This window comes from Lacihabitans sp. CS3-21 (assembly GCF_024343675.1).
Lineage (GTDB): Bacteria > Bacteroidota > Bacteroidia > Cytophagales > Spirosomataceae > Leadbetterella.
Map to the genome: position 1 here is coordinate 133,704 of NZ_RJUD01000097.1, position 12,471 is coordinate 146,174.

The 12,471-nt window shown below is 36.6% G+C and carries 5 protein-coding genes; all 5 read left to right on the plus strand.

Translation table 11 applies throughout. From position 1 onward, the window contains the following. The first annotated feature begins 348 nt into the window (after positions 1–348). The 5 genes from EGI24_RS15160 (at position 349) to EGI24_RS15180 (ending at position 12,456) form a co-directional block, all read left to right on the plus strand. Complete coding sequence (locus tag EGI24_RS15160) at positions 349–2,013, plus strand: lamin tail domain-containing protein (RefSeq protein WP_255049317.1); 1,665 nt, start codon at positions 349–351, stop codon at positions 2,011–2,013. Between the two features lie 369 nt (positions 2,014–2,382). Further along, positions 2,383–5,625 (plus strand): TonB-dependent receptor, encoded by a 3,243-nt coding sequence (locus EGI24_RS15165; protein WP_255049319.1) that lies wholly within the window; start codon positions 2,383–2,385, stop codon positions 5,623–5,625. A 30-nt stretch (positions 5,626–5,655) separates the two neighbouring features. After that, entirely contained in the window at positions 5,656–7,404 is a 1,749-nt protein-coding gene (locus EGI24_RS15170; protein WP_255049320.1) for a RagB/SusD family nutrient uptake outer membrane protein, read from the plus strand. A gap of 88 nt (positions 7,405–7,492) precedes the next feature. Continuing rightward, positions 7,493–10,981 carry a VCBS repeat-containing protein gene (locus tag EGI24_RS15175; protein WP_255049321.1) on the plus strand — a complete coding sequence of 1,163 codons (3,489 nt, stop codon included), beginning with the start codon at positions 7,493–7,495 and terminating at the stop codon, positions 10,979–10,981. Positions 10,982–10,983: 2 nt separating this feature from the next. After that, on the plus strand, positions 10,984–12,456 hold the full coding sequence (locus tag EGI24_RS15180; RefSeq protein WP_255049322.1) for a VCBS repeat-containing protein: 1,473 nt from the start codon (positions 10,984–10,986) through the stop codon (positions 12,454–12,456). Positions 12,457–12,471: the final 15 nt, after the last annotated feature.

Below are 12,471 nucleotides of genomic sequence, written 5' to 3' on the forward strand. Positions count from 1 at the left end.
CCGACTTGATTCTTTCATACGCTAAATACTTTCTATTATCCATGGTCCTATTCAATAGGGTTTTAGCAGCTAAATGTTCTCTTTGGATAATTTGGCCTGTAATTTGTCTGAAGCAAAAAATTGATATTTAACAAAAAATCTACTATTGTATGTAAGATTCAATCAAATTTTCAAATAGTTGACTTTGATAATTCACTATCTTTTTTAATACTTTTTTGATGATGGTCTAGTTATGTTTCAATCTAATTGGCATCTGCAAAATGATTTTGATAAAATGAAAGAGGAGTATTTTTTTTGAGATAAATTAGAAAATCATTTACTTTGTCAAATACTAAATCACCTATAAAAATGAATATCAATCTACTACTATTCGCTGTTTTTCTTGGTTTGCATAGTTTCGGGCAAACGCATCAACTTATAATTACAGAAATTATGGCAGATCCAACGCCATCCAAAGGATTGCCAGAAAGGGAGTATTTAGAGATATATAATCCAAGCCCTGAGGCTATCAATCTTAAAAATTTCAAACTTTATTATGGGAATTTTTCAGTTTCTTTTCCTGATTCAATACTAAAGTCAAATGCTTATGCCATAGTTTTTAGAAAAGGCTACGAGGCAGAATTTAAAAATTTCGGTTCGATTATTCCTTTGCCAAATTTCTCACTTAGCAATGAAGGAGCACTTTTGGTTTTGCAAAATCAAGGTGGTCATGATGTTTTCCACATCAATTACAGTTCAAGTTGGCACAATTTAAAAAACGAAGGAGGTATAAGTTTAGAGATGATTGACACAAGTTTTCCATGCGTAAAAAATCAAAATTGGGCCTCTTCTACGGACGCAATTGGAGGTACGCCAGGCAAAGCTAATTCAGTTATAAAAGCAAATCCCGACATTTCAGGTCCTAAATTATTGAATTTCAATTTAGATATTAATGTATTGACCCTGAATTTTGATGAGGATGTATCTATCGATTTTATAAAAGAAAAAAACAACTTCAAAATAAAAGATGGATTAAATGAAGTTATTGACTTAAGCTACGAACTCTACCAGACCAACAAGGTAATTATTAAACTCAAGCATCCGGTGGAAGAAGGCGAAAGTATTGAACTCATTGTGGATAATTTGGAAGATTGTTCTGGAAATATATCTGAAAGACACCTTATTGCCTTGGCCAACTTAGTTCCAGCCCAATTAGGAGAAATTTTGCTTTCCGAAATTCTATTTAATCCCAAAACTGGAGGAGAAGATTTTGTAGAACTTTTTAATTCTTCTGATAAAATATTAAATCTAAGAGGATGGAAATTTGCCAAACTGAATTCAAAAGGGGAGATATCCGAAATAAGTGAAATCGCCAACTACGATCTCTTGATAAAGCCCAGAAACTATATAGCATTTTCAAAGGACAAGAACTATCTGCAACAAAATTATCCCAAAAATGGGCACATAATTGAAGTTTTGAAAATGCCTTCATTTAATAATGATGATGGGACTGTCATAGTTTTAGACAAAAACGATGTAGAATTTGATAGGTTTTCCTATTCAGAAAAGATGCACAATCAATTAATAGTAAACCCAGAGGGTATTTCTCTTGAAAGAACCAATTTTGATTTAACCAAAAAATCAATTTGGACATCTGCCGCTTCTGATTTTGGATTTGCTACGCCAGGTTCACCTAACTCTCAAAGCTTTACGGAAAATATCAAGAACGTATTTTATGCCGAACCTATAATTTTTAATCCCTATCAACTGAGTGGAAACTCAACTACCTTTCTAAAGTACAATTTGAACGGGCAGGGTTTTGCAGCCAAAATAGACATAATGGATAAAAATGGAAAACTCGTTAGGAATTTGAGCAACAATGCCATTCTTGGTTCGAGTGGAGAAATTGAATGGGATGGATTGTCAAATGAAGGTGAGTTGTTGCCAGTGGGCTATTATGTTTACAAAGTAAAATTATATTCACCTAAAATTAATCAAGATTTTCTGGTAAAATGTGTAATTGGTTCTAACTGAAAAAACTCAAGAGTTTGTTTAAAAAAAAAAGCTAATTTTTTAGAAACTCATCACCAAGCACATAAATTTTTACCTGTAATTTGACTTTTAGGCTTTTAGTTACATTTGTATATTTCCAATTTTTCAATTTTGTAAAAAAATGAAAGTTTCAAATATTTTTTGTGAAATTTTTATGATAATTGGTGATTTACTAACACTTTTTTACTAAAAAATTGAATTTTCATCGACCAAAAGGATTTTTTTTCATGATTAAGTGCAATTTTTTTATCTGTACTATTGACATTTCATATTTTATGCCTAATATTGCACTATTCAAACAATTTGTTTGAATTAATCAATCTATTTAATCATTTTTAACCATCAAGTTCTATGAAAGTAAAACTTTATTTGAGGTCTTTCTTGATGCTTATGTTCGGTGTGGCTTTAACGTCACAGTTTGCATTTGCTCAAGGGAGAAAGGTAAGCGGTAAGGTCACGGACGCGGGTGACAATTCGGGGGTGCCAGGTGCATCGGTAGTAATTAAAGGTACTACAAAAGGTGTGGCTACAGACGGAGATGGAAACTATTCTATCGATGTAAGAGGAGGAAGTGACGTATTGGTAATCAGCTTTGTTGGTTACAAATCAAAAGAGGTTACCGTAGGTAATCAATCTTCAATCAATGTAAGTTTAGAAACTGACGCAGCTTCATTAGATGAGGTAATCGTTACAGGTTACTCTATTACTAACAAAAAAGAATCAACAGCTGCTGCTTCAATTGTAAAAGCTAAAGACTTGGCTCAAATTCCTTCAGGTAACGTTGAACAACAACTTCAAGGTAGAGTATCAGGTCTTACAGTAATCACCAACGGTCAACCAGGAACTTCTTCTATCATTAGAGTTAGAGGTTTTGGTGCATTTGGTGGTAATGAGCCTCTTTATGTAGTTGATGGTGTGCCTGTAAGTTCTATTGACTTTGTTTCTCCTGATGATATCGAAACCACAACAGTATTGAAAGATGCTGCTGCTGCTTCTATCTATGGTGCAAGAGCTGCCAATGGTGTAATTGTAATGACCACTAAGAAAGGAACAAAAGGTAACAAAGGTCTTCAAATATCTTATAATGGATTGTTTGGAGCTACAGATCCTAATGTTGACGGGGTGCCTAAAATGTTAACTCCACAAGAGCAAGCAGATTGGACGCACGTGGCTTATAGAAACAACGCTGCTGCCAACGGTACAGCTGTTGCTTATACCCACCCACAGTATGGAAATTCAGCTCAGGCTACTTTGCCTGATTATTTGCACGCTAATGGTCAAAACGGTGTAAGAGGAACTATTGACAGAGCCGCTATTGACGCTGCAAAAGCTGCGAGTCCTTTGACTACTTTCTTGATCAAGCCAAATCGTGCTGGTACAAACTGGTATGATGAAATTACTCGTACAGGTCTTATGTCTCGTCAGAGCTTAGGATTCTCGGGTGGTACTGACAGAAGCAGATTCTATTTGGGTCTTTCTGCTCAAGATCAACAAGGTATTTTATTGTACAACGACTTCCATAGATATGCTGCAAGGATCAACACGGAGTTTGACTTACATAAGAAAGTTAGAATCGGTCAAAACTTGCAAATTACTTATCGTCAGGTTGACGGACAATTAGGTGGTACTGGTGGTAGAGGTGTTTCTGATGACGAAAACACTATCTTATCTGCTTATCGTATGCCTTCAGTAATTCCTGTATTTGATGAGTATGGTCAGTTTGCTTCTACTAAGGCTGCTGGTTTCAACAACCCAAGAAACCCAGTTCGTGAAAGAGAGTACAACAACCAATATGACAGAGGATTTGGTATCGGTGGAATGGGTAACATCTACCTAGAAATTGACCCTATCAAAAACTTAACTTTAAGAAGTTCAGTTGGTTCTAACTTTGGAAATAACTATTTCGTAAACTATGATAACAGATATTTGGGAGATTCAGAGCCACAAGCTTCTGATTCATTCAGTGAAGGTGGTGGTTATGGATTTGACTGGGTTATCACAAACACAGCAAACTATCGTTTCAAATTAGGAGATAAAAACAATTTCCAAGTTTTAGCTGGACAAGAAGCCTTGAACAGTGGATCAGGTAGAAGCGTGAATGCTGGTGGTATCAACCCATTCTCAATGGACCCTAACTTTGTGACATTGGCTGCGGTTCAAAGCCCTACAGCAAACAGTGGTTTGAGCAAAGGAGTTAACTTCTACTCTCTTTTCTCTAAATTAGATTATAACTTCAACGAGAAGTATTATTTCACTGGAGTAGTTAGACGTGATGGTTCTTCAAGATTTGGACCAAACGCTAGATATGGTACATTCCCTGCGTTCTCAGCAGCTTGGAGAATTACGAGCGAAGACTTCATGAAAGATCTTCCTTTCTTCTCTGACTTGAAATTGAGAGTAGGTTATGGTGAAATGGGTAACTCAAACAACGTAAACCCAGCTAACCAGTTCTCATTGTTTGCTGGTAGCAGAGGATTTTCATTCTATCCAATTGCTGGTCAAAGCAGTGGTGCTGATGAAGGTTACTACCGTTCACGTATCGGAAACCCTGATGCTAAATGGGAGACTTCAGTTACTTCAAACATAGGTGTTGATGCAACTATGGCTAACGGTAAGTGGGAAGTTGCTTTGGACGTTTGGAGAAAAGATACACGTGACTTGTTATTTACTGCTCCGATTCCTGCTGTTGCTGGTCCTGGTGCTTCTGCTCCATTGATCAACATCGGTTCAATGAGAAACCAAGGTATCGACTTCCAAATTATCAATAGAGGAAATATCACTAGCGATTTGAAATATGAATTGACATTGAACAATTCATTCCTACAAAACGAAATCACAGCTCTTAACCCAGGTGTGGATTTTGTGAACGGTTTTGGTTATAGAGGTATTAACCCTATCAGAAACGCAGTTGGACAATCACTTTCATCATATTTTGGATACAAGGTTCTTGGATATTTCAGCAGTGCTGAAGACGTTAAAAACAGCCCTGCTCAATCAGGTGCAGGTGTGGGTCGTTTCAAATACCAAGATGTTAACGGTGATGGCAAAATCACTCCGGATGATAGAACTTTCTTGGGAAGCCCAGTGGCTCCTTACAATGGTGGTTTGAATATCTCGTTGACATACAAAAACTGGGATTTTGCTACATATACTAACTTCTTCCTAGGAAACGAAATCTTTAACATGTCTAAGTGGTTCACAGATTTCCACGGAACATTTGAAGGTGCTGGTAAAGGTGAAAGAGCGAAACAATCATGGACACCAGCATTGGGTGACAATGCTTTAGCTCCAATCTGGGAGTCGGCTTCAAACATCTCTACTTCAGGTGCTGAAAACTCATGGTATGTGGAAGACGGTTCTTATTTGAGATTACAAAACATTGCGGTTGGTTATACTGTTCCAACTTCAGTAGCTAAGAAATTAGGTTTCTCAAGAGCTAGAATTGCAGCTTCAACTAACAACTTATTGACGTTGTCTAAATACTCTGGATTAGATCCTGCAGTAGGTGGTGACGCTGACCAACAGTTTGGTATTGACGTAGGTAACTACCCTGTTACTCGTAGCTTTAACGTTTCAATCAACCTAGGTTTCTAAAAAACAAATTTTTTTAAATTTTTTACAATTATGACAAAATTTTTAAATACAAAAAAAGCAGTAATCGTAACGGTATCGTTATTGACTGTAGCTTTCTCTTGTAAAGATAGTTTTCTCGATATTCCTGCTACTGCATCATTGAGTGAAGCTCAATTGACCAGTAAGGCGGGTGTTGAAGGTGCTCTGATTGGAGCATATTCATCATTGAACGCCAGAGGATATTCTCGTTTGGGTGCTCCAAACAACTGGGTATATGGAAGTATAATGGGTGGTGAGGCTAACAAGGGTACTGACCCAGGTGACTACACAGCCATCAACCCTATGCAACGTTATGAAGTAGATGCTACAAACGGTGATGTTAACGATACTTGGAGACCTAAGTACGAGGGTATCTCACGTTGTAACGCAACTATTCGTTTGGCCAACGTTTCTACTGCTCTTTCAGATGCAGACAAAAAGAGAATCATCGGTGAGGCGAGATTCTTACGTGGACACTATTATTTTGAATTGAAAAAATTATTCAATAGTGTTCCTTACATCGACGAAACAGTTGATTATGGTAAAGGAATAGAGGCTGTTAAAAACTCGCCGAACTTCTGGGATAAAATTGAAGCTGATTTTAAATTTGCTATGGACAACCTACCTGAGACTCAATCTCAAGCAGGTAGAGTAAACAAATGGGCTGCTGCTACTTATTTAGCTAAAGCTAATTTATTCCAAGGGAAATTTGCTCAAGCTAAAACATTGTTTGATCAAGTAATTTCTAGCGGTAAAACAACCAACGGTAAGAAATATGCTTTGGTTTCAAACTTCTCTGAGGTTTTCAATGCTGAAAATGATAACCACGAAGAATCAGTATTTGCGTTACAGTCTTCTATGAACACGCAAAACGTAAACAACTCTAACTGGTTTGATGATTTGAACTATCCATACAACACAGGTACTAACGGTCCTGGTAACTGTTGTGGATTTTTCCAACCAAGTTTCTCATTGGCTAATGCATACCGTACAAAAGATGGTCTTCCTTTATTGGATGGATCTTACAATTCAGGTGCAAATCAATTGAAGCATGATTATGGTGTAGAATCTTCTGCTCCATTCACTGAAGATGCAGGTCCTGTTGACCCACGTTTGGATTTCACTGTAGGTCGTAGAGGTATTCCTTATTTAGACTGGACAGAGCATCCTGGTAAAGACTGGATTCGTTCTCAAGTATATGCAGGTCCTTATTCTCCTAAGAAATTTGTTTACTACAAACGTCAAGAGAATACTTTGACTGACGGTTCTTCTTGGACACGAGGTTATGCAACTATGAACTTCAACATCATCCGTTTTGCTGACGTTTTATTGATGGCAGCTGAAGCTGAAATTGAGGCTGGTTCATTGGAGAAAGCTCGTGAATATACCAACATGGTAAGAGGAAGAGCTGCTAACAAAGCTAGCTGGGTTACTGAAAACAGTGACAAGTCTAAGTTTGCGGCTAATTATAACATAGCTACTTACAGTGCACCTTGGACTGACAAAGCAGTAGCAAGATCAGCGGTAAGAATGGAAAGAATGCTTGAGCTAGCTCAAGAAGGACACAGATTCTTTGACCTAGTAAGATGGGGAATTGCTGAAACTGAATTGAACAATTACTTGGCTTACGAAAGTAAAATATTGGTGGCTAAATTTGGTGGAGCGAAATTCACCAAAGGTAAAAACGAATATTTACCAATTCCTCAGCCTCAAATTGACGTTCAAGGAAAAGATATCTTAACTCAAAATCCTGGATATTAATTCTAAGATTCGAGATATTTTAAAAAGGGTAGAAGCAAAGCTTCTGCCCTTTTTTTGTTATTTTTGGGCTAGATTAATTTGACCCAATATGACGTTTAGAATTTTAACTACTCTCCTTATCATTAGTACTTTCTTCTCTTGCAAAGACGATACCCTTTTTACCAAAATAGATGCGGAAGACTCTGGTATTCAGTTTTCAAATAGAATAATCGAAAACGATTCTATGAATATTTTGGATTTTGAATATGTCTATAATGGCTCTGGTGTTGGGATTGCAGATTTTAACAAAGACGGATTGCAAGATGTGTTTTTTAGTGGAAATCAAGTTGCGAATAAATTATATCTAAACAAAGGTGATTTTAAGTTCGATGACATTTCAGTAAAAGCTGGTATTGAAGCTGCCAACAGGTGGTGTGCCGGAGTAGTTATTGTAGACATCAACAGTGATGGCTGGATGGATGTCTACGTGGCAGCTACTGTAAAAGAACCGGCTTCTGAAAGACAGAATTTATTGTTTGTCAATCAGGGATTGAAAGACGGAACGCCCGTATTCAAAGAAATGGGTGCCGAATATGGTGTAAACGATTCAGGCCATTCTGAGAATGCAGCTTTTTTTGATTATGACAACGATGGAGATTTAGATTTATATGTACTTACAAACGAAATCGACCAATACCCCAATACTTTTAGACCAAAAGTTAAAGACGGTACTTATCCAAATACCGATAGATTATATAGATGTGATTTTGATGAGAAATTGGGTCATTCCTACTATACCAATGTTTCGAAAGAGGCTGGTATTATCATTGAAGGTTATGGTCTCGGCCTAAATATTTGCGACATCAACAAAGATGGTTGGAAAGATATTTATGTAACCAACGACTATGCAGCCGATGATTTACTTTATATAAACAATGGAAATGGTACTTTTACTGACCAAGCCAATCAATATTTTAAACATACCAGTAGTTCGGCCATGGGCAACGATGTGGCTGATATAAATAACGATGGTTTATTGGATGTTTTTGCAGTGGATATGTTGGCCAAAAATAATTTGAGAAAGAAAGTTTTGGCTCCACCAAATAATTATCAATTGTTCAAATTAAGCGATGAGTTTGGTTACACCTACCAATACATGCGGAATACACTTCAAATAAACAATGGAAAATTAGCCAACAACAAGCAAGCGATGTTTAGTGAGGTAAGTTTGCTTTCTGGAATAGCAGAAACGGATTGGAGTTGGACACCATCATTAGCAGATTTTGACAACGATGGTTTTAGAGATATAATCATCACCAATGGTTTTCCAAAAGATGTGACCGACCGTGATTTTATGGCATTTAGATCTGAGGCTGAAAATTTGGCTGAGAAGACCTTTATTTTGGGGCAAATACCTGAAGTTAAGATTAGTAATTATGCCTACAGAAATAAAGGAAATTTGGAGTTTGAAGACGTAACTGAAAAATGGGGGATGGACATTCCTTCTTTCTCCAATGGGGCAGTTTATGCCGACTTGGATAATGATGGAGATTTGGACTATTTGGTAAACAACATAAACGACTCTGCATTTGTATTTAAAAACAATCAAATTGAATTTGACAAAAACAAAGAAAGTCATTTCTTGAGAATTAAGACTATTGGCGACAAAAATAATATAAATGGATTAGGTGCAGTGGTCCTATTGGAGTTTGAGAATGGCGAAAAAATGATTCATGAAAACAACCCTTTTAGAGGCTATTTGTCGAGTGTTGAGCCATTTATTCATTTTGGATTGGGAAATAAAAAAGTAAAAAAACTAGAAGTTCAGTGGTACAATGGTATGTCTCAAATCATTTTGAATCCGAAAATAGATCAGATTCTAGAGGTTAATATCAAAAATGCTTTGTCTAAAACAAATTACGACACTAACTTGGGAAAGCTGGTTTTTGAAGATATTACAGATATTTCAAAGCTTGATTTTGTACATAAGGAATTAGATTTCATTGATTTTAATGTCCAGAACTTGATGCCCTCCAAGCTTTCAGAGTTAGGACCTGGCATGTCTGTTGGTGACATCAATGGGGACAATTTAGAAGATGTTTTCCTTGGTGGAGGCCGAAGTTATAGCGGCGTGTTTTTTACTCAAAATGCCGATGGAACATTTAATAGAAAGACGCTTTTGGCCCAATATGAATTGCCAAATAAGTTAGAAGAGGACTTAGGTTCGCTGCTTTTTGATGCTGATGGGGACAAGGATTTAGATTTGTACCTATGCAGAGGTGGTAGTGAAGGTCGGAAAGAAGATAAACATTTCCGTGATATGCTTTATACCAACGACGGTAAAGGCAATTTTGTGGAAAACCCCAATGCTATTCCGGCTTTTGGTACCAGTACCTCGTGCGTAAGAGCGTCAGATTACGACAACGACGGAGATTTGGATTTATTTGTGGCCGGAAGAAATGTACCAGGAGAATATCCTAAATTCACCGATTCTTATCTTTTTAGAAATGATTCTAAAAACGGTGATGCCAAGTTTACCAATGTAAGTCTTCCAGAACTCAAAAATTTGGGATTGATCTGTGATGTCCTTTGGACAGACTTTGACAACGACGGCTGGATGGACCTTCTGGTTGCTGGTGAATGGTCGGCACCAAGGTTTTTCAAAAACCAAAAAGGAAAACTTTCAGAAGTTAAAGATACAGGATTGGGAAATTTGAAAGGACTGTGGACTTCGACCAATGCAGGTGATTTTGACAATGACGGTGATATGGATTATGTTCTAGGAAATATAGGCCTCAATGCTTTGTTTAAGGGTAATGAAAAAGAACCAGCAAGGGTTTTGGCCAAAGACTTTGATAACAATGGAAATTATGATATTATACCTTTTGTGTATTTTATTAATGAAAAAAAAGAGAAGTTTTTGGTGCCTTTCAACGGAAAAGACGATGTAAATAAGCAGCTCAACGTTACGCGTTCAAGGTTTGTGTCTTACAAGGATTTTGCAAATGCAAATATTGATAATTTATTGACAAAGGACGAAAAGAAGGATGCCCAAGATTTAGAGTTAAGTTTTATGAAATCTGTAATCATTTTAAATCAAGGTGGTGGTAAATTCTTGGTCAAAGATTTGCCGATAGAGGTTCAGTTTAGCTCAGCAAATGGTATTATTGTTGAGGATTTTGATAGTGATGGTATTCAAGATATTGTAGTTTCTGGGAATAATTTTGGTAATGAAATCTCAGTTGGACGTTATGATGCATCTAACGGTGTATATTTGAAAGGTTCAGGTGGTGGTGAGTTTAAGGTTATTAAAAACTCCGGATTCTATGTTCCGAGTGATGCCAAGGCCTTAGTAAGTATAGCTAACATCAAAGGAGAAATTAGCCTTTTGGCTTCGCAAAATAGAGGACCTTTGAAAATGTTTAAAACTCCTCTCAAAAAGCAAATTTCTATCTTAGATCCTTCGGCTAAGTCATATGCCTATGAGTTGAATGGTAAGAAAACAAAAAAAGAAATTTATTATGGATCTGGATATCTAGGTCAGTCGGCCAGATATATTATTTTACCTATTGGGGCTAAAGGTTTAAAAATAAACTAATTATGAGGTATTCGTTAATTGGTTTGTTGTTTATCTGGGTCATTGGATATTCTTGTAAAAAAGGAAGTTCTTCTGAAATAACTACACCGGAAGAATCGAATCTTTCAGGAGAAGAATTGGCTAAGATTCATTGTTCAGGATGTCATATTTTTCCAGACCCCAATTCTTTGCCCAAAGCTATTTGGCTAAATGGTGTATTACCCAAAATGGCTCTAAGACTAGGTCAGGGAGAGTTTATGTTGGAAATGATGAACTTCTCCAACGACGAAATGATGGCCATCATAAATTCGGGCGTTTATCCTCAAAATCCTGTAATGGCCAAAGCGGATTGGGAAAAGATTTTGAAGTATTATGGAGAAAATGCTCCAGATTCATTAATCCAAAACGAGATTTTAAATACAAAAGAGCTTTTGGAATTTTCTTTAAAAGAGCAGGAAATTGATGCAAATGAAATCGTATTAACTCATTTTGATTCGACAAAAAATCAAACTTTTATAGGGACGTCCATAAAAAGTACTGTTTATTCACTTTCCTCAAATGGCAATTTAATTGATTCCATAAAAACAAAAAGTCCTGTGGTGGATATAAAGTATCACAAAAACCTAGGTAAAGTAAACTTAGAAGTTGGTATCCTTAATCCATCAGATTTGTCAGAGGGAAGACTCCTTGCAGGAAATAAAGTGTTGATTGATAAACTGCACAGACCAGTACACATGGTTTTGGCCGATTTAAATGGTGACAATTACGAGGACTTTATCATTTCAAATTTCGGTAATCTGACGGGGAATTTGACTTGGTATGATGGCAAAACCTTTAAGGGGAATATTTTAAATAATGAGCCAGGAGCGAGGGTAGTCTATCAAGTAGATTTTGACAAAGACGGCAAGAAAGATATTTTGGCATTGATGACGCAAGGAAGGGAGGCCATTGTTTTATTTAGAAATACAGGAAATGGCGAGTTCGAAATGAAAACTTTGATGAGTTTTCCATCCTATTTTGGCTCGAGTTATTTTGAGGCCAAGGATTTAGACTTTGATGGCGACTTGGATTTTGTCTATACAAACGGCGATAATGCCGATTTGAGTATCACCAAGAAACCTTTTCACGGTGTTCGTATTTATCTTAATGAAAGGAATGCGGAGTTCAAAGAAAAATACTTTTACCCGATTAACGGAGCATCCAAAGTAATTGCTGAAGATTTTGACAATGACAAAGATTTCGATTTGGCGGTTATTTCATTTTTTCCGGACAAAAAGCGAAACGAAGCATTTTTGTATTTTGAAGGCCAAGCAAATTTAAAATTCGAAGTAAGTTCAAAAAAGAAAGTATCTAGTCATAAGTGGCTCACAATGGATGCAGGAGATTTTGACAAAGATGGAGATAAAGATATCATTTTGGGTGCTTTTAACAGGGAACTCCGGAAAAAAGCAGGCGTCAAATCTGTGGTAATATTAGAAAATTTATTAATGAAATAATTTCATCAAACCTCT